A 19350-nucleotide genomic window follows, 5' to 3' on the forward strand; every position below is an offset into this window, starting at 1 on the left:
TTACAGGGGAGGATTTTTCGGAAAGGGCGGCCTGTTTGAGGCCGTCTGAAAAAGCGGCGTGCGCTGCACGGCCTTTATAGCGAAAAAAACGCGCCGAGCCAACCGCCGCGCCGCTGCGGCGGCAAAAGGCGGCGCGGCAAAGGAAAAAGGCCGTCTGAAAACGCGGGAGGGTTTTCAGACGGCCTCTGCCGTAGCGGCGGCATCAGGCGGTTTGTTCGAGTTCGACGGCGGCGGCCAAGAGCGACAGACGCGCCATCACGCCGTAGACATAGAGGCGGTTGCAGCCGCAGTCGGGGTCGGCGGCGTTGGTTTGCGGCACGCCCAATTCCTGCCACTGCTCGAACACGCGCTTGTTCGGTTCGTCGTCCTGCTCCTGCGCGCCGCCGTCTTCGGCAACGGGGATGATGTGGTTGAGCTGGACGAAGGACATACCGGTGGCGTTGAGGTTTTCGTCGGCGGCGCGGCCTTCGTGGACGCGGAAGAAGCCGCCGACAACAAAGCGGTCGATCATGTACACCACGGGTTCGGACACCGAGCCGTTGACGGTTTCGTAGGTGTAAATGCCTTCCTGCACAATGACCTCGCTCACTTCCAGGCCTTCTTTGATTTTCGCCATTTTGTTGCGGTTTTTACGGTTGAGGCCGCGCACTTCGTCGGCGGATTTGACGCTCATCACGCCCATGCCGTAAGTACCCGCGTCGGCTTTGACGATCACAAAGGGTTGGTCGGTGATGCCTTTTTCGTCGTATTTCGCCTGTATTTTCGCCAACATTCTGTCCACAGCCTCGGCCAGCGCGTCTTCGCCCTCGCGCTCTTGGAAGTTGAGGCCGGAAATCTGCTCGAAGTAGGGATTGATCTGCCATTCGTCGAGCCCCACCAGTTCGGCAAACTCGGCGGCGATGTGGTTGTAGGCGGCGAAATGGGCGGTTTTGCGCCGCGTCGTCCAACCGCCGTGCAGCGGCGGCAGCACGGTTTGGCTGATGTCTTTGAGGATGTCGGGCACGCCAGCGGAGAGATCGTTGTTGAGCAGGATGAGGCAGGGCGAGAAGCCGTCGGCCAGATGGACGCGGCCGCGCGTGCGTTGCAGCGGCTCGAGGGTGATGGTGTCGCCGAGGGCGGTGGTGAATTCCGTGGGTGCGGTGATTTCGGGGTTGAGGCTGCCTAGGCGCACTTCAAAGCCTGCGGTGCGCAGGATGGTGCTGAGGGCATGGACGTTTTGCAGGTAGAAGGTGTTGCGGGTGTGGTTTTCGGGCACGATGAGCACGGATTTGGCCTGCGGGCAGGCGCGCTCCACTGCGTCTTGGGCGGCATGGGCGGCGAGTTGGACGAATTGGGGGTTGAGGTTGTTGAAGCCGCCGGGGAAAAGGTTCATGTCGATGGAGGCCATTTTGTAACCGGCGTTGCGGATGTCGACCGAGCCGTAAAAGGGCGGGGTGTGCTCTTTCCATTTGGCGCGGAACCAGGCTTCGATCTGCGGCTGTTTGGCCAGGATTTTGCGCTCGAAGGCCTGGAGTTCGCTCAGATATGTTTCGGACATCACGGCTAGGGGCATTTCGTTTACCTGTCTGCTGGATTGAAAATCCGCGCATGATAGGGTTTTCAGACGGCCTGTACAAGTAACGCCCGTTTTTATCCTTATTGCCTGAAGTTATTTGCAGGCCGCTCCCGCCTATACCCCTTCGGGGCATAAACGCGGGAACGACGTTTCCGAAAAGCACGTCTGCAACGCCTTTAAAAGCGGCGGGCGGGTTTTCAGACGGCCTCACGCCTGTTCCTGTTCCAAGAGATCGTAACACTTCGGCGGCAGGCTAATGTTTTTCAGCGGGCGGCAGCGCAGCAGCGTTTGAAGGGCGCGGACGTCGGTCAGGCTGCGGGGGTGGCTGATATCGAGTGTTTCCAGCGATGCCATGCCCTCTATGCCGTCCAGCGAGCGCAGCGACGGGCGCACCAGCATCAGATCTTTCAGCGCGGCCAATCCGCCCAAGCCGTGCAGGTCTTTTTCTTTAATATGACCAGAGATGCAGCCGTTCCAACTTCTCCGCCGCGCCGATATTGCGCACGGCAGGCGAATATACGCAGCGCAGGTCTTTCAGGGCGGCAAGGCGGGAAATATCGATGTCGAGCGGCTGTTCGAGTATCAGCACGGCCAGCTGCGGCAGGCTGTACAGAACATCGGTACGGCAGACGGCGGACACGGCAAAATCGTCCAGCATCAGCTGCGGCAGCTCGGGATAGCGTTCGAGCGGCGAAAAATCAAGCGTTGCCGGCAACCCGGCCGCAGGCACGGGCGCAAACAGCGCGCTGAGCCTGCCGCTTATCCGTATGCCGCAGCGGCGGGTGCGGGCATGGCGCACGGCTTTGGCCAGATGTCCGGGCAACACTTCGACCATGTCGATATGTTTGTTGTAGCCCCAGGGTTCCTGCATCAAGATTTCCTTATGTAAAAGGCCGTCTGAAGTGAAACGCCTATTTTGCGGTTTTCAGACGGCCTGTCGTGTGTCCGTCAGAAAGGCCGTTGCCGCCTATACCCCTTCGGGACATAACGCGGGAATGACGTTTCTGAAACTCAGGCCAGCATTTGCGGCGGGATTTCGCACACGGGTATCGGGCGGATTTTGTGCTGGGCGGCGCGGTTGAGGCGGGTGTAGATGTCGAACACTTCCTGCTCGCGGCCGGAAAAATCGTCGCGCGTTTTGCCCGCTTCGGCGGCGGCCATGGCGCGTTCGAGTTCGGGATAACTCGCGCCCATCTGCGCTTCGTCGGTGCGCTCGGTGTCCCACAGGCCGTCGGTCGGCACGGCTTGGCGGATGGCGGGCAGGATGTCAAGGTGGTCAGCCAGTTCGTACACCTGCGTTTTGGTGAGGCCGGCTATCGGGCTGAGGTCGACGCCGCCGTCGCCGTATTTGGTGAAGAAGCCGACGCCGAAATCTTCGATTTTGTTGCCCGTACCCGCCACGAGCAGGCCGTTGATTTGCGCGTAGTAATAGAGGGTGAGCATACGCAGGCGGGCGCGGCTGTTGGCAAGGGCGAGCTGCTTGGCGGGGTATTCGGCTTCGTCTACGTTGACGGTGTCGGCAAACAGGTTAAACGTGGGCGTGAGGTCGGCGCGCAGGCTTTTGACGTTGGCAAACGCGCTTTGCAGGCGCGCGATATGCTCCTGCGCGCGGCTGACCTGGTCGGCCTGCTGGCGGATGGGCATTTCCAGCAGCAGAACGTTGAGGCCGCTGCGGGCGGCGAGGGCGGAGACGACGGCGGAATCGACGCCGCCGGAAATGCCGACGGCAAAGCCTTTGGCGCGGGCGGAGGCGGCGTAGTCCTGTAGCCAGCGGACAATGTGTCCGGCTACGGCTTGTGTTTGCATGGAAAATCCTTTTTCAGACGGCCTAGGGCGTGTTGACAATCAACACGCCCTAGGGGCTGTTGACATTCAGCTTGCGAAGCGGTTTTTTGAGGAAAAATTCGCGGATGCAAGGAAAAAAGCACAGCAAGATTGGACATCTTGCGAGCATTTTTGACGCGGCAGGCGCGGATTTTTACCAAAAACACCGCCGCAAGGCTGATTGTCAACAGACCCTAGGGGCAGGGGAGGGCGGGAAAACGGGCGGCACTATAACCCGCGCCTGCGGGCTTTACAATCCGAAAGCGGGGCAGGGCGGTTTCAGACGGCCTGCCGCTTCTGCTAGAATCCGCGCTTTCCGTTTTCACCGCACGAACCGAGACCGCCATGCTGGAAGTTTTCAATATCACCGCGCCGATTTTCCTGATTATCGGCCTGGGCTGGGCGGCAGTGCGCGGCGGCGTGTTCCGTTTCGAGGAGTTGCGCGGCGCGGCGAAATTCGTGATGAAAATCGGCCTGCCCGCGCTGGTGTTTTTCGCCATCGCGGGCAAACCGTTCCGCGAAGTGTTTGACGCGGCGTATCTTTTGGGCTACGGCGGCGCGACGCTGGCGCTGTTTGCCCTCGGCGCGCTTGTGGTGCGCCTGCGCGGCGGCGACGGCACGCTTTCGGCGCTGGGTGGTTTTTCCGTATCGTTTTCCAACACCGGCTTCATCGGCTATCCGCTGCTGGCGATGGTGATCGGCGAGGCGGCCGCGCCGTATTTCGCCATGAACGTGCTGGTGGAAAATATGTTTCTGATTCCACTGTTTTTCCTGTTGGCCGACTCGGCGGGCGGGCAGGGCGGAGGCCGTCTGAAAACGCTGCTGCCCGTAGCGAAAAACCTGTTGAAAAACCCGATTATCCTCGCCCAGTTTGCCGCGCTGCCGTTTGCCTTAGGCTGGCTGCCGCTGCCCGGGGCGCTGCTGAAAACCTCGTCCGTCCTTGCCGCAGGCGCCGCGCCTGTTGCCCTGTTTGTTATCGGCGGCAGCCTCGTCGGCCTGAAACTCGGCGGCAAACTGGCCGACATCCTGATCTTGACCCTGCTGAAATTGGCCGTGTTCCCGCTGCTGACCGTGTTGTTCCTGCTGCTTTTGGGTGCGGGCAGGGACACGCTGTTTGCCGGTGCGCTGCTTTCCTGCGTGCCGATGGCGAGCATGGTGGCCATCGTCCACAGCCAATACGGCCACGAACAGCGCGGCGCCGCCATCATGCTGCTGACCACCGTGCTGTCTTTCGCCAGCATCTCGCTGGTGCTGCTGTTCGGCCGTTAAACCCTAAACACAAAGAACCGACAATATGCAAAACCCCGTTCCCGAAGAAATCCGCCTGCGCCCCGACCGCGCCGTCCTCGCCCTCGTTTACGGCGGCCAAACGCGCGAACTGCCCGCCGAATACCTGCGCGTCTATTCCCCCAGCGCGCAAGTGCGCGGCCACGCTCCCGGCCAGGAAGTTTTGCAGACCGGCAAACTCGGCGTCCTGATTACCGACCTCGAACCCGTCGGCCATTACGCCCTGAAAATCGTCTTTTCAGACGGCCACGACAGCGGCCTCTACGACTGGGACTATCTGTATAAACTGGCACACGGATACGATACAATGTGGCGCGACTACCTCGCCCGCCTCGAAGCCGCCGGTGCCTCGCGCACACCGTCCGCCGCCGACGCCCCCGCACCAAAAAAGAAAGGCGGACACGGCTGCGGCGGCGGAAGCTGCGGTGGGCATTGAAGGCCGTCTGAAACCCCTGTCACAGAAAGAAAAACACCCATGAGCGAGCAAAAAACCCACTTCGGTTTCTCCACCGTCAACGAAAACGAAAAAGCCGGCAAAGTGGCCGAAGTGTTTCACTCCGTTGCCAAAAACTACGACATCATGAACGACGTGATGTCCGGCGGCCTGCACCGCGTGTGGAAACACTTCACCATCCACACCGCGCGTCTGAAAAAAGGCGACAAAGTGCTCGACATCGCCGGCGGCACGGGCGATTTGTCGCGCGGCTGGGCCAAGCGCGTGGGCAAAGAGGGCGAAGTGTGGCTTACCGACATCAACTCCTCCATGCTCACCGTCGGCCGCGACCGCCTGCTCAACGAAGGCCTGATTCTGCCCGTGTCGCTGGCCGACGCGGAGAAGCTGCCGTTTCCCGACAACTATTTCAACCTCGTGTCCGTCGCTTTCGGCCTGCGCAACATGACCCACAAAGACGCCGCGCTCAAAGAAATGTACCGCGTGATCAAACCCGGCGGCACGCTTTTGGTGCTCGAGTTTTCCAAGGTTTACAAGCCGCTGGAGGGCGCGTACGACGTGTACTCGTTCAAACTGCTGCCGCTGATGGGCAAACTCATCGCCAAAGACGCCGACAGCTACCAATACCTCGCCGAGTCCATCCGTATGCATCCCGATCAGGAAACGCTCAAACAGATGATGCTCGACGCGGGCTTCGACAGCGTCGATTACCACAACATGAGCGCAGGCATCGTTGCCTTACACAAAGGCGTGAAATTCTGATTGTGACAAGCGCTGCGGTTGTCAGGCCGTCTGAAAGCACGCTTTAACGAAGTGAAAACGGAAGAATCGGTTAAAACAGGTTTGTATGCTGTAAGTTTAATTTCGCATAAATTATATTATGTGAAAATTCATTAATTTAGGTAATTTTAGCAGAAAATTGCTAATTACAAATTTCAAAAAAACGAGCAATAAAACAACAGATAGAGGGGTGAAAAATGTCAGTAACAAAATTCATGCTGTTCGGATATGGAGCAATAGCAATCTTTGCAACTGCATCAATGATCGGCTTAATTTATTTTGGCTGCAAAATTGCAGCCAAATACGAAAAAGAGGAAAAAGACAAAAGGGAAGAAGAATTGCGCATAAAACGCAAAACACTCGAGGCACTGGAAAAAATAGCAAAGCAGACAGAACAGAAAGAAACGTAGAAATATGGAAACAATCATCAGATGGATTTTTTCGGCAAAAGGCCTAGTATGGATTCTAATTGCATACTTCGTTTATTGTGTCTTTTGCGCCACAATAGAAGCAATGGAAAAAATGAAAGAAGAAAAGAGAAAAGAAGAAGAATTAAAAATACAACGTGAAACGCTCGAAGCTTTACAGAAAATAGCAAAACAAGGAGAGCAGAAGAAATAAAAAGCGGTTTAGCCGCATAGTTTTTTTTGGCTTCCCCCGCCCTGAGTGGCGGGGTCGGGCTTGAATTCTGTAAGCGGCCAAAATACACCCGCTAACACAACTCAACTAAAAACTACCGTTTATCTGCGTGGCCATAGGGCTTATGGGCAGATAAACGGTAGTTTTCATTTTCGCACCGGTGTTCTAATCCCTAAGCTCTGCGCCCTCCGGTTGCATTATGCCCCCACCCGAAACGGCCGGCCGAAAATAGGCTGATTTTCAGCCGGCCGTTTTTCCCAACCCTTTTTTACCCACCCAAAGCATCACAGGCAAAAGGGGAGGGCGGTTTTTCACGGTTTATTTCAAACTGGGATGGAGTTTGAAAAAACCGCGAACAAACCGCCCACGTTATTCCCCTTTTGCCTGCGATGCTCCCACCCTTTTGAGTCCGGGGAATCCGGCAGAGGGTACAGAAGCGACCCGTTTCGTTACAAGTCCGCCTTGTGGGTGGGCATGGCCGCTGTCAGTCCGGTTATCGCAGGCGTTCATATGGGGTTCCGTGATTAAAAAACCGCGCGGCCAAAAGCGCAAGGGGTATTCATAACGAAATGTAAACGGCCATGAAAAAGAAATAGTCTTTTTCATGGCCGTTTACATTTCGCTACAAACCTTCCCCTTGCGCTTTTGGCCGCGCGGTTTTTTCAACACTGCACCCCATACGAACTGCGATAACCGGACTGACAGCTTAGAAACCATGCCCACCCACAAGGCGGACTTGCAACTTCACTAGCGATCTTTCCCCTCCGCCAGCTCCTCCCGTCCTGAGCAGTGGACGCACGTTCTTTTATTAACCATCCTTTAAGGAGTCCACCATGTATTACTATTTTAACAAAGAAACAAACGAAATCAACGAAGTTGACAGAAAATATTTAACAATCGAGTTCATCGAGCCCTGTCTAGACAAAAATGAGTGCTATGGCCCTTCATTTTGGTATGACGATGAAACAGGATACATCATGAGAATTACAGAAAGCGGAGAGCGGGAACGGCTCTATAACCGGCCTTTCTGCAAAACCGAAGCAGAAATAGAGTTAGAACAAATCGCTTTGTTCTACATTGAGAAAAACAAGATACCCATCTTCCGAACTTACTCGGAAGCCGTAGATTTCGCACTACGACACATGCGCGACAAGCTAGCTTGGCTAGCTAGTTAAGGTCTAGCCGCCTGAAAGTTCAGGCGGCCAGACCGTCCCACCCTACGACATGGCCGAAAGGGTAGGGCGGTTTGTTCACGGTTTATTTCAAACTGGGATGGAGTTTGAAAAAACCGCGAACAAACCGCCCACTTTTTGCCTTTCGGCCTATGACGTTACCCACCCTAATCCGTAGCCCCTCATTGAGCAGGAGGGCCATCGGAAAATTTTAAAGAAGGGGAATATACATCATGACCGGATAAAGCCAAAACCTGCCCCGTTTGTCGGTTTTGGCGAGGATCGCCATCGATCTGCCTAAAAAACTCCTCTTGTCTTGGCTCTTTATACGGATTAAATACGCCGTCTTTTATGTGTTTTTGGCAGGCTTTGCGGGAAATTTTAATTAACGTCCCCTGATCTGAATAACAATTACACGATTTCGCAGACGATACACAAGCAACAGGATATTCAAATGTCTTTATGCTGCGAACACTATCATAAATCGGCGCTGTTTCCGGCTTGTCTGTTATCCGAGGTTCATAATATTCAGGCGTAAATTCAGGAACGGAAGAAGCGGCCGATTCCTGAAATTTTGACTGTTGGGGCAGGGTAGGGGGCTGGACGATATTCAATGCGTCTTGCTCTTCAATTTTGGCGTGTTGCTGTTCGGATTTTTGCTTAACCTGACTCTGATTATCCGACCAACCAAACCATTTTGAAAAAAGAGGCACACCCAAATAAAACATAAAGGCGATTCCAATCGGAATCATAATGAAAACAGGATGAAGCTTCTTTTTAAATTTTATGTGCTGGCTGGCCGATTTGTAATATTTAAAGGCTTCTTTTGGTGGACGGTACGGGCTACCAACGACAGAAGTAAAGGCCGCAGCATTCAAACTTTCTTCACATCTGAAAAACTCATAGCGCTTTGTACCAATGACTTTACGCTCAAGATGGATATGTTTGGCGACAAGCTGACGAATATAACGATCAATCATTGTCGGATGCTGAACCATCAAAATCAAAGTGAATCCATGATGGCGGAGTTCTTTAAGGGTTTTTATATAGGGCGGAACAGCTTGAGAGGGAGGGCGAACGGGATACGTGTAATCGGCCTCATCAACAATTAAAACACCGCCCTGGGGCATGATCTGATCCAAGGGCGCAGACTGTATTTCTTCTTCACTCAATTCATGCGCTTTGAATTTTTTGGCATCCAAGCCGTCTATATGACAGAAATAAAGGGGACGATCTACTACCGTTCCGTCTTCTATCGTCATTTTGAAAAGGCCGTCCACATTATTCAAAATCATGTCAACAACCATAGCAGTCTTGCCAGTGCCGGGCGTGCCTGTTACCAGATAAATCATGATCAGACCTAAGAAAGATGAGTTTCAAGGCGAGTTAAAATAATTGTTGAAACTTTAAAATTAATACAACCAAATAAAATAGCTATCCCATGCTTAAACCCACCAATATCAAGCAAAATTGCCAAATCAAGAGGTAAAGAATAATAACCACTATAAAAATACTGTTTAAGCTGATCAAAAAATATATCAAAACCTACATATGTAACAGCAGCAAAACCAAGCCCAACAACTAATTTTCTAATAAAAATACCAGCCAACAAAGCCCCAATAGCGGGAATCAACGGTAAAGCCATTATTTAAACTCTTTCAAAACAAACATAACACCAGACAAAGAAAAAACCATAATCACAACACCACGAATATTACGCAAAACATCACAAAGCCATTGATAAGACAAAGTAATTTTATAAAAACTCAAGTATAAAACCTTTGATTTAGGACATTCCAAACGTTCAGAACCTAAAAAATTATCTAAATTAAATTTTAAGCGAACCTCTTTTTTGGGCAAAAAATCATCAGAATCCCCAGAAGAAGAATTACCTAATAAATCATCTCTAGTAATACAACCTAGAGTATTCTTATCATCACCTTTACAGCGCCCTTCATCCTTACCATCAATCTTGCCATCTGACTTACCATTACCCGAGCCGTTACCACTTCCCGGGCCACTTCCCGGGCCACTTCCCGAGCCACCACCCGAACCACCACCACTACCACCACCCGAACCACCAGCACCGCCACCACTACCGCTGCCACTGCCGCCCGAACCTTTACCGCCACCACCACCTGAACCGCTACCGTTACCACTACCGCCCGGAATACCCGAACCGGAATTTTCAAGGTTTTTATTTAACCTATCCAAAGAATCATAAACACGGCGTAAAACATCCTCCATCGATTTGTCATGTTTCTTGCCGTCATCGGGTTTGTGTTCACTGCCGTCATCGGGCTTTGGCTGCTTGCCGTCGTCGGGCTTTGGTTTGCTGCCGTCATCGGGTTTGGGCTGTTTACCGTCATCGGGCTTGGGCTGCTTGCCGTCATCGGGCTTTGGCTGCTTGCCGTCATCGGGCTTTGGCTGCTTGCCGTCATCGGGCTTTTCTTCTTTTTCTACCTCACCCGGACATTGATGCGATAGGCGCTGGGACGCGAGTCTTTTACGGGCGGCATAGGAGCCGTTGACCTCATCAAAACGGACAGTAATTAATCTGTAATCGCTTTTGCATTGACCATTTACATAAGACAGATGAATAGGATGACGTTTAAACTTGCCGCGCCCTACATAGTTGCAAAAATAGATAGTACCCTGACACATCGCCTGCTTATCCATGCCCATAGATACATTGCCTTCACTGCCCTGATAACCGTATAGATTCATCACATAATACCGGCGGCAATCAATGGTTTTACCGGTTTTAGTCGTATATAACTTTCCTTTGGAAGGCTCATAATCGCAGGCGTTGACATGCGGAACCGAACCATCCCAATCAACATCTTCGACTGCAAAAACAGACAAACAAAAAGCCGCCAAGAAGACGGCTAAAAGGTATTTTTTCACAGAGATACCCCGAAAACGTAGACACTCATTACAAACATAGCCGCAAAAACAAACATGAAAAAAGCATTTTCAAATTTCTGCATGAATCCCCCTTATAAAGCCGTCATTACAAAGAAAACAATCATTAACCCTTGTATTGCGCCAGCCCAAAAATAGACGTCTGTCATCTCAAACTCCTAAACAACTCAATCAACAATTTCGCCCCGAACAAAACAGCAGCGGTAGGAAGTAGGGCTATTGTCAGCTCATAGCCAAATTGATAATTTTGTGCCGGATCGCATTGCGGCAAATCAGCCTGTAATTTTTGGCTGCCGTAATACCAAGCGTTTCCGTTATAGGTTATCTGTTTAACGCCGTTATCCGTTATAACAGGGGAAACAGTAGAAAAATACACATTTTCCGCTGCTTCCCTTGTCGGATAACAGGTATTAGCTACCTGATACCCCATAGCCGATTAACGCAAGAGGCGTTTCACGAGCAGGATACCGAACAGAACAGCCAGACCGCCGATAATGAGACCGGCAGCTTCGTTTGCATTAGAAAAACCGCCATTAATGGCGTTTTTTACGTCATCCGACAAAGCCGCATGAGCAGCCATCGGAAGGGCTGAAATTGCGGTTACAACAACCGCCGCTTTAGTTTTCATGGTTTTCATAAGTTTTACTCCATAGTTAGGAAATGCCGTTTTCAAAGGCAAACGGCCAGCCCAAAAATCACTGATGAACCTGCTTATCCTGTTCTACCCAGAATCCAAAGACGTTGAAGTTATGGCCTATTTCCTCTATCGCGGTACTTACCGCTTCCTCTCTGTCATAAAAGAAGCCTGCACGATAAAGATATGGAGTGAAGCCAACATCCCCCTCATACGGACAAAGGAAATCGCCTGAATTGAGGGACTGGACGACGTAGACGCGTATCAGCCCACTCATAGCTTTATCCTTTGTTAGTTACTGGTTTGAAATCGAGGGCTTTAAATTTTTGTCCTTTGCCGCTAACGACCATTTCAACGGTTAAAACCGCCTCAAATGGGAATGAAATACCTTTAAATCGATCAAAATTGACAGAACCGCCAAAATCGTATTCTGTGGAAGACATTCCCAAGGCGTTGCCTTGGCTCTCATCCATTGGAGTTGCTGCGACAATTCGGCAATAGTCAAAATTTTTGCCGTCAATGTTGCCGTTGAATTTTTTTACGCCCATTACTGTTACTTGAATCGGGAATTGCATAGTTTTTTCCTTTGGTTATCGGCAGGCACACAAAGCCAGCCCGCCATATGGCTATAAAAAATATTGGAAGAATTTATAGGCGTTAGCGCCAAAATGTTTCATCCAGTCTTTGCCATAGATTCGTTCACATTTGTCTATGTCTTCATCAGCAAGATCAATAATATCTTTCAAGAATTCTTTTTCAGTTTCACTTGCCGTTTGAATTTCATTGATCAAACGATATGCGTCTTGCCTTGCCTGATTTTTTGCTTTGATTACAGGGAATAAGTTTTCATCAATAGATACCTTAGGCATATAGCCATAGTGATCTATGATGAAATCTTTTTCTTGTTCATAATCAAACTGATGAATATCGTTAGAAGAATCATAGAGTTCAGCCGCAAATCTATGAGGTTTCAGACGTTTAGGAAGCCTTCCTTCCTCATCTGAAAGCATTTCATAAATTTGTTCTTTGGTTTTTTTGCCCTGCAATGATTCTTCAATGGCAACCAGCCATTTACCGCACTGGCGTTTGATAAATTCGACACCTTTTTCAAGGGTCATTTCTAAAATTTTCTTTGCAGAATCAACCTGTTTTGTAACAGGTAATTTGCTGAATTTTTCGCAAATGGGATATGCTCCGCCGAAGTATTCGCCCGGATAAAGCAGGGAATCGAAAGGAATTACGATGTCCCTTGCTTTCAATTCGACTTCAAAACGTGTCCAAATGCTGTCCTCATCGCCAAGTTGTTTACCCTTCTCATACACGCGGACATATCGGGAAGATTCCCGAGAGCCGATATAGTAGGTTTTGCCTTTTTTGGTATCTGATTCCCAATCTGTTCCGACCGATTCACCGGCGGGCATTTTTGCCCTATGACGGGTAAAAAGGCCGTCCAATCGATCTTGTTTTGCTTGCTCCGGAGAGTATTCGCCATTAAAAAAATCTTTTGCCAAATCAATACGGGTAATCCTTGCCCCGTGACATTTAATAAGGAAATCGTATAAGCGCTTTTCCCATCCTGTTTTAGCAGCCATGCATCCGGTAGCAGTCAATTCAACCAATAAGGTATTGTTTTGCCCGCCAATATGGACACGGCCATATTGAACATCTTTATCGCCCATCTGATAGCAGTGATCGTAAAAACGGCCTCCGCTATGGTTGAGTTTGTAGGCGATGCCGAAGCCGAGGATTTTGCAAAGTTGTTCGGAAGCTACTTTTATGTAACTTTCGTCAGAAATCAGAAAAGCTTGTTTTGCAAACAGACACAGGGAATCAACATTAATTCGGAAAGTTATTTGATCTATAAATGAGGTATCAGAAACGCCACGACGAAGCGGGATAGTCAGTAATTCCCCCTTAGGACTGACTATCACTTGTTCGTAGTGTTCGAATGTTTCGAAATCGCGTTCAATATCCATTTTGATTATTTCCGAGGAACCCACTTAGCCCCGCGTTTGGTAACTTACCCCCCTGTTAGATAGGGGGGGGGTCACGGCCTGCCGCCGCTGTGCGTGCGCGCAAGCGCGCATCCGCACCAGCGGCCAGCAGGCCGCCGAATGGCCGCAAATATAATTAGGAAGCGAAAATAAAGTCAAAAAATATCTTTTAAAATCAATGATTTTAAAAGGCAGGATATTTCAAAGAAAATTGGTTGAATGGTAGAATGTTGCGAAACGCAAAAATTGCAAAAGAAGACGGGCTAAGGTTAAGCGGCTGAAAAAACACGGAAATTTAATGTAATTTCGCATAAATTATATTATGTTAAATTTTTATAGTATACGTTAAAGCAGCATGAGTAAGGCTGCTTTTTTGAATATCCCCTTTCACGATAAACCCGACACGTCTCTTCATTGAAGCCTCGCTTGTAAAAGGCCTGCTTCCGCAATTTTGATTTCTGCGGCGGCAGGCCGCTTTGTTTTGCTTCTTTCTCGTGATGAACCCCGATTTTGTTTCCGATACGGCTGCCCGGCTGCGGCGGCAGCAACAGCAGGCCGCCGATGCCTATGCGCTGTGGCGGCGTCCCGAAGAATTTTTCAGCCGTTGGGCTTTGGCTGTCGATCAGGCGGTTTGCGGCGTGTGGGCGCATTTTTTTCCCGACGGCGGTAGTTGTCTGTTGGCGGCAGGCGGTTACGGGCGAGGCGAGGTTTATCCGTTTTCCGACACCGATTTGGTGCTGGTTTGCGCCGAGGCGCCGGACGGAGCGCAACAGGAGCGGATAGCCGCTCTGGTACAGGCTTGGTGGGACATCGGTTTGGCGCCCGCCGTGAAATCGGGCACGGCGGCGGAGCTGTGTTTCGCCGCGCGTGACGATCTGACCGCCGACACGGCCTTTCTCGAAGCGCGTTTTCTCTGCGGTAACAAAGGATTGGCGGAAAATTTCACTGCCGCTTTGGAGGCGCAGCGCAATCCGGCGGCCTTTGTCGAAGGCAAACTTTTGGAAATGCGCCAGCGGCACGACAAGCAGCAGGGGGCGGGCACGCTGCTCGAACCGAATGTGAAAACCTGCCCCGGCGGGCTGCGCGACATCCATACCATGCTGTGGCTGGCCAAAGCGCAGGGGCTGGACGCAGGCATCGCCGCCCTGCTCCGCCGCCGCATCCTCACGCGCGCCGAAGCCGCACTTCTGGTACGCAGCCACCGCAATCTGGCCGCCATCCGCATCGATCTGCATCTGGCGGCCGGACGCGAAGAAGACCGGCTGGTTTTCGATCTGCAAAACCGTTTGGCAGACGGTATGCCCGATGCGCCCGGCAGAGGCCGTCTGAAAAAGAACGAGCGGCTGATGAGCGGCTTTTACCGCGCCGCCAAGGCAGTAAAGCAGCTCAACGGCATTATCCTGCCGATGCTGCGCGGCCGCGTGTATTCGCCGCTGCCGCGTATCGTGCGCGACATCGACGCCGACTATTACCAAATCGGCAACCAGCTGGCCGTGCGCGACAAAAACCTGTTCGGCAGGCAGCCCGAACACATTTTCCGCGCTGTGGAGATTTTGCAGACGCGCAGCGATTTGAGCGAATTGGCGCCGAAAACCCTGCGCGCCTGGTGGGCGGCCACGCGCCATATCGATGCCGCGTTTTACGCCGACGAAACCAACCGCCGCCGCTTTATCGGCTTTTTCCGCTACGGCAGCGGCCTCACCCACACCATGCGTTTTCTCAACCTCTACGGCGTGCTCGGCCGCTACCTGCCCGCGTGGGAAAACATCGTCGGCCTGTTGCAGCACGACCTCTTCCACATCTACCCCGTCGACGACCACATCCTCACCGTCCTGCGCAATATGCGGCGGCTGGCGATGGAGCAGCACCTGCACGAGCTGCCTTTCGCCTCTTCCCTGATGCACGCGTTTGCCAAGCCCTACGTTCTCTACCTCGCCGCCTTCTTCCACGACATCGCCAAAGGACGCGGCGGCGACCACTCCCGCGAAGGCGTGGCCGACGCCCGCCGTTTTGCCGCTGACCACTTCATGCCGCAAGATGATGCCGCCCTGCTCTGCTGGCTGGTGGAAAACCATCTTTTAATGTCGCTTACCGCGCAGAAAGAAGACATTCAAGACCCCGAAGTCGTCGCCCGCTTCTGCCGCCGCGTGCAGACGGCCGAACGCCTGTCCGCCCTGTATCTGCTTACCGTTGCCGACATCCGCGGCACCAGCCCCAAACTGTGGAACTCGTGGAAAGCGGGTCTCTTGCACACCCTTTTTCAGACGGCCTCCCGCCATCTCTCCGGCAATCCCGACAGCCGCGAAGCCGTTACCGGCCGCCGCCAGAGTGCCGCCGCAGCCGCCCTCGCCCAAGCAGGATACGACGAAAAACAGCGCCGCCGCCTGTGGAAAGCCCTCGGCGAAGCCTATTTCGTGCGCCATCAGGAAAGCGAAATCCTCTGGCACACTGCCGCCGTCGCCGCCGATCCCGAAGCCCCCTTCGCCCGTATCCGCCCCCACCCCGCCGACCCCGGCATGCTGCAAATCGCCGCCTATCTGCCCAACGCACACGGCATTTTCTCGGGTCTGTGCCGCATCCTCGCCCGCCACAATCTCGACATCGCCGCTGCGCGCGCCTTTGTTACCGACCACGATTTTGTGCTCGACACCTTCGCCGTGCGCCCGCCCGAAGGCAGCACAGATGCCGACCGCAGCCGCATCGAAGCCGCGCTGATGCACGATCTCGCAGCCTTCCTCCACGGCAGCCCCGCCCCCGCGCCCGCTGCCGGGCGCATTCCCAGCCGCCGCGCCCGTCACCTGCCCATCGCCCCGCTGATCGACATCCAGGCGGAAGAAGAACAGCCCGGCTGGTATACCCTCACCCTCACCGCCGTCAACCGCCCCGGCCTGCTCGCCGACACCGCCGACATCTTCAACCGCCACGCCATCAGCCTGCGTTACGCCAAAATCAACACCTCCGACGAGCGCGCCGAAGACAGCTTCCTGCTCTACGCGCCGCAGCTGGCCGACCCGAACCGCCAAGTGGCGCTGAAAAAAGATTTGCGCGGCGTGTTGGCCGTCTGAAAGCCGTTCTGCTCCAAATCTTTTGCAGGCCGTCTGAAAACCACTCCGCCTTTTTGCGTTTGCCATGGCGGCGGACGGAGGCCGTCTGAAAAAAACACCGCAGGCTTTCAGACGGCCTCTGTCTTTTACCTTGCGGCGGCAGCGCCATTGTTTGCTAAAATGCGCGCCCTGCCGGATGCCTCCGGCTTGTGTTTTTTCCGCAACCGTTTTGTTTTTCAGACGGCCTTTAAAATACCTGCAGGTGTTCAACCTTGCTGTGCTTTTTTCCTTGCATTCGGGCATTTTTTACTCAAAAAACCGTCTCGCAAGCCGAATGTCAGTACACCCCTGATGCCGTCTGAAACTTTGGAATCTCTATGCTGCTCGATGCAAACCGTTACTCCCCCGCCGTTTTCTTTAAGGAAGCCAAAGCGCTGGCCGTGCTGGCCTGGCCGATGATGCTGGCGCAGATTGCGGCGGTGGGGCTAGGCTTTGTCGATACGGTGATGGCGGGCGGCGCAGGCAAGGAAGACCTGGCGGCGGTGGCGCTGGGCAGCTCGGCCTTTGCCACGGTGTTCATCACTTGGATGGGGGTGATGGCGGCGCTCAATCCGATTGTGTCGCAGCTCAACGGCGCAGGAAAATATGCCGAAGTCGGCGAAACGGGGCGGCAGGGTTTGTGGTTCGGCCTGTTTCTCGGGATGGCGGGCATGGCGTTGCTGCTGGCGGCGGTTCCGCCTTTTCTGGCCTATCTCGACCTGCCGCAGCGGGTGGAGAAAATGCTGGCGCAGTATATGTGGTTCACCGCGCCCGCGATGCCGGCGATGATGCTGCACCGCGCCCTGCACGCCTACACGTCGAGCCTGAACAAAACGCAGGCGCTGATGTGGATCAGTTGGGCGGCTCTGGCGCTGAATGTTCCGCTCAACTATATGTTTGTTTACGGGAAATTCGGCATGCCCGAATTGGGTGGCGCGGGCTGCGGGCTGGCGACGATGCTGGTTTGCTGGTTTCAGGCGGCGGCTTTGTGGCTTTATGTGAAAAAAGCGGATTATTTCCGCCGCTTCGGCATGGCGGGCGGCTTTTCCAAACCCGATTGGGCGGCGCAGAAACAGTTTTGGCAGCTGGGCTGGCCGTCGGGGCTGTCGTATTTTCTCGAAGCCAGCCTGTTTACCTTCATCATGTTCCTGATTGCCAAATTCGGTGAAGACTATGTGGCCGCGCAGCAGGTCGTGATCAGCCTGACGGGGATTATCTACATGATTCCGCAGGCTTTGGGCGCGGCGGTTACCGTGCGCGTCGGCTTTGCGCTTGGCAGGCGGCAGCGGCGCCGGGCGCGTTATATCTCGGGCGTCGGCATCGTGCTCGGACTGGGCTTGGCGCTGTGCACGATGAGTCTGCTGATGCTGCTGCGCGCGCCGCTGGCGTCGATGTACACCGACGATGCCGCCGTGCTGTCGCTGGCCGCTTCCGTGCTGCTGTTTGCCGCGCTGTTCCAACTTTTCGATTTCACCCAGTGCATTTCTTCCTACGCCCTGCGCGGCTACAAAATCACCAAAGCGCCGATGCTGGTGCACGGCATCGCCTTCTGGGGCTTCGGCCTGCTGCCCGGCTGGCTGCTGGCCAATCTTGCCGATATGAAGATTTACGGCTTCTGGACGGCGCTGATCGTGTCGCTGGCCGCCGCCGCCGTGCTGTTGGTGTGGCTCTTGGAAAAACACAGCAAAAACCTGTCGAACGATAAAGGCCTGTTGCCATGAACATACTCGAAAACGTCGATTTGCGCCCCTTCAACACCTTCGGCCTGAACGCACGGGCGCGTTTTTTTGTCGAGCTGGACGATGCCGCCGCCCTGCCCGACGTGTGCGCCCTGCCCTGCTTTAACCGCGCCAAGGTGCTGTGGCTGGGTGGCGGCAGCAACATCCTGCTGCGCGGCGACTATCCCGGCCTAGTGGTGAAAATGGCGGCAAAAGGCATCCGCGAAACCGCCCGTTCCGACGGCACCGTGCTTGTCGAAGCGCAGGCGGGCGAAATCTGGCACGACTTCGTGCGGCACACTGTCGCCCTCGGCCTGAACGGGCTGGAAAACCTCAGCCTGATACCCGGCACGGTCGGCGCCGCGCCCGTGCAGAACATCGGCGCCTACGGCGTCGAAGTGAAAGACCTGATCCGCTCGGTGCGCTGTTTTGATCTCGACACCGGCCGCTTCGTCACGCTGGACAATGCGCAATGCCGCTTCGCCTACCGCGACAGCCTGTTCAAGCAGGAAGGCCGCGGCCGCTACGTCATTACCGCCGTCACCTTCGCCCTGTCCGAGCGCTTCGAGGCGAAAACGGGCTACGGTGATTTGGCCGCCGTGCTGGCGGAAATCTGCGGCGGCCGCCCTCCCTGTGCCGCCGACGTCGCCCAAGCCGTCTGCCGCATCCGCCGCGCCAAACTGCCCGACCCGCAGGTGCAGGGCAATGTCGGCAGCTTCTTCAAAAACCCCGTCGTTGTGGCAGAACGGGCCGGACGCCTTGCCGCCGCCTTCCCCGATATGCCGCGCTACCCGCAGGGCGACGGCTCGGTGAAACTGGCCGCCGGCTGGCTGATCGACCGCTGCGGCCTGAAAGGCCGCACCGTCGGCGGCGCGGCGGTGCACGATAAACAGGCGCTGGTGCTGGTGAACACCGGCCGCGCCACCGCAGCCGACGTTGCCGCCCTCGCCGACGAAGTGTGCGGACAGGTTCGGGAGCGTTTCGGCGTCGAATTGGAAGCCGAACCGGGCTGGGTTTGATATTCAGACGGCCTGAACCCGTTTCACTATACAAGCGCCCTACCCTGCGGCAAAAAGGCCGTCTGAAAAACTTTCAGACGGCCTTTTTGCATACGACAGAGAACGCGTACGCCGCCTCGTGACAGAACGGCTGCGCGTGTTTTCATTTCGTTGGAGCTCCGTTTTCGGCGTAAGTAACAAATTTACTGCTAAATCAGAGAAGCAACGCACTAAGTAACAAATTTACTGCTGCAAATTCATTTTCTAGCAAAATGATCCTTAATAAACCT

Annotated in this window: 21 protein-coding genes; 9 read left to right on the plus strand and 12 right to left on the minus strand. The window is 54.0% G+C overall.

Annotated elements, in window-relative coordinates; translation table 11 throughout:
- Positions 1-202 precede the first annotated feature (202 nt).
- The 4 genes from gshA to nadE all read right to left on the minus strand — a co-directional run bounded on the left by gshA (position 203) and on the right by nadE (position 3361).
- On the minus strand, positions 203-1552 hold the full coding sequence (gene gshA / locus ACLD9W_RS04345) for a glutamate--cysteine ligase (RefSeq protein WP_094031095.1): 1350 nt from the start codon (positions 1550-1552) through the stop codon (positions 203-205).
- 210 nt (positions 1553-1762) lie between these two features.
- On the minus strand, positions 1763-1984 hold the full coding sequence (locus ACLD9W_RS04350; RefSeq protein ID WP_410840867.1) for a hypothetical protein: 222 nt from the start codon (positions 1982-1984) through the stop codon (positions 1763-1765).
- A 19-nt stretch (positions 1985-2003) separates the two neighbouring features.
- The gene (locus ACLD9W_RS04355) at positions 2004-2426 is read right to left on the minus strand and encodes a hypothetical protein (RefSeq protein ID WP_410840868.1); all 423 of its coding nucleotides are present in this window, start codon (positions 2424-2426) and stop codon (positions 2004-2006) included.
- A 140-nt stretch (positions 2427-2566) separates the two neighbouring features.
- Positions 2567-3361, minus strand: coding sequence for an NAD(+) synthase (gene nadE / locus ACLD9W_RS04360; RefSeq protein WP_094031094.1), 795 nt, complete (start codon positions 3359-3361; stop codon positions 2567-2569).
- 363 nt (positions 3362-3724) lie between these two features.
- Here nadE and ACLD9W_RS04365 point away from each other — a divergent pair, with 363 nt between their 5' ends.
- From ACLD9W_RS04365 to ACLD9W_RS04390, 6 genes are all read left to right on the plus strand, one after another.
- Positions 3725-4648 (plus strand): AEC family transporter, encoded by a 924-nt coding sequence (locus tag ACLD9W_RS04365; RefSeq protein WP_094031092.1) that lies wholly within the window; start codon positions 3725-3727, stop codon positions 4646-4648.
- Positions 4649-4673: 25 nt separating this feature from the next.
- On the plus strand, positions 4674-5102 hold the full coding sequence (locus ACLD9W_RS04370) for a gamma-butyrobetaine hydroxylase-like domain-containing protein (RefSeq protein WP_410840869.1): 429 nt from the start codon (positions 4674-4676) through the stop codon (positions 5100-5102).
- Positions 5103-5141: 39 nt separating this feature from the next.
- Positions 5142-5879: a bifunctional demethylmenaquinone methyltransferase/2-methoxy-6-polyprenyl-1,4-benzoquinol methylase UbiE gene (gene ubiE, locus ACLD9W_RS04375; protein WP_094031090.1), complete on the plus strand. Its 738-nt coding sequence runs from the start codon at positions 5142-5144 to the stop codon at positions 5877-5879.
- Positions 5880-6094: 215 nt separating this feature from the next.
- Positions 6095-6307, plus strand: coding sequence for a hypothetical protein (locus tag ACLD9W_RS04380; RefSeq protein ID WP_410840870.1), 213 nt, complete (start codon positions 6095-6097; stop codon positions 6305-6307).
- A gap of 4 nt (positions 6308-6311) precedes the next feature.
- On the plus strand, positions 6312-6518 hold the full coding sequence (locus ACLD9W_RS04385) for a hypothetical protein (RefSeq protein WP_410840871.1): 207 nt from the start codon (positions 6312-6314) through the stop codon (positions 6516-6518).
- A gap of 851 nt (positions 6519-7369) precedes the next feature.
- On the plus strand, positions 7370-7711 hold the full coding sequence (locus ACLD9W_RS04390) for a hypothetical protein (protein WP_410840872.1): 342 nt from the start codon (positions 7370-7372) through the stop codon (positions 7709-7711).
- A 179-nt stretch (positions 7712-7890) separates the two neighbouring features.
- Here ACLD9W_RS04390 and ACLD9W_RS04395 read toward each other — a convergent pair whose 3' ends face one another.
- The 8 genes from ACLD9W_RS04395 to ACLD9W_RS04430 form a co-directional block, all read right to left on the minus strand.
- Complete coding sequence (locus ACLD9W_RS04395) at positions 7891-9060, minus strand: zonular occludens toxin domain-containing protein (protein ID WP_410840873.1); 1170 nt, start codon at positions 9058-9060, stop codon at positions 7891-7893.
- A gap of 8 nt (positions 9061-9068) precedes the next feature.
- Positions 9069-9353, minus strand: coding sequence for a DUF2523 family protein (locus tag ACLD9W_RS04400; protein ID WP_410840874.1), 285 nt, complete (start codon positions 9351-9353; stop codon positions 9069-9071).
- Entirely contained in the window at positions 9353-10615 is a 1263-nt protein-coding gene (locus tag ACLD9W_RS04405; protein WP_410840875.1) for a virulence factor TspB C-terminal domain-related protein, read from the minus strand. The genes ACLD9W_RS04400 and ACLD9W_RS04405 overlap by 1 nt, the downstream gene beginning before the upstream one ends.
- 163 nt (positions 10616-10778) lie before the next feature.
- The gene (locus ACLD9W_RS04410) at positions 10779-11009 is read right to left on the minus strand and encodes a hypothetical protein (protein WP_410840876.1); all 231 of its coding nucleotides are present in this window, start codon (positions 11007-11009) and stop codon (positions 10779-10781) included.
- Between the two features lie 60 nt (positions 11010-11069).
- Positions 11070-11270: a major capsid protein gene (locus ACLD9W_RS04415; protein ID WP_410840877.1), complete on the minus strand. Its 201-nt coding sequence runs from the start codon at positions 11268-11270 to the stop codon at positions 11070-11072.
- A gap of 58 nt (positions 11271-11328) precedes the next feature.
- On the minus strand, positions 11329-11544 hold the full coding sequence (locus ACLD9W_RS04420; protein WP_410840878.1) for a hypothetical protein: 216 nt from the start codon (positions 11542-11544) through the stop codon (positions 11329-11331).
- Between the two features lie 4 nt (positions 11545-11548).
- Positions 11549-11842, minus strand: a complete 294-nt coding sequence (locus ACLD9W_RS04425) for a hypothetical protein (protein ID WP_410840879.1) — start codon at positions 11840-11842, stop codon at positions 11549-11551.
- Between the two features lie 51 nt (positions 11843-11893).
- Positions 11894-13243: a replication initiation factor domain-containing protein gene (locus ACLD9W_RS04430; protein WP_410840880.1), complete on the minus strand. Its 1350-nt coding sequence runs from the start codon at positions 13241-13243 to the stop codon at positions 11894-11896.
- A 515-nt stretch (positions 13244-13758) separates the two neighbouring features.
- On the opposite strand from ACLD9W_RS04430, the gene glnD reads away from it, so the two are divergent.
- The 3 genes from glnD (at position 13759) to murB (ending at position 19081) form a co-directional block, all read left to right on the plus strand.
- A complete protein-coding gene (glnD, locus tag ACLD9W_RS04435) occupies positions 13759-16326 on the plus strand; it encodes a [protein-PII] uridylyltransferase (RefSeq protein WP_410840886.1) in 2568 nt (855 codons plus the stop codon).
- A gap of 356 nt (positions 16327-16682) precedes the next feature.
- Positions 16683-18065 carry an MATE family efflux transporter gene (locus ACLD9W_RS04440; protein WP_410840881.1) on the plus strand — a complete coding sequence of 461 codons (1383 nt, stop codon included), beginning with the start codon at positions 16683-16685 and terminating at the stop codon, positions 18063-18065.
- Positions 18062-19081: a UDP-N-acetylmuramate dehydrogenase gene (murB, locus tag ACLD9W_RS04445; RefSeq protein WP_410840882.1), complete on the plus strand. Its 1020-nt coding sequence runs from the start codon at positions 18062-18064 to the stop codon at positions 19079-19081. Before ACLD9W_RS04440 ends, murB begins: the two co-directional genes overlap by 4 nt.
- Positions 19082-19350: the final 269 nt, after the last annotated feature.

This window comes from Neisseria sp. WLZKY-1, assembly GCF_046546535.1.
Classification (GTDB): Bacteria; Pseudomonadota; Gammaproteobacteria; order Burkholderiales; family Neisseriaceae; genus Neisseria.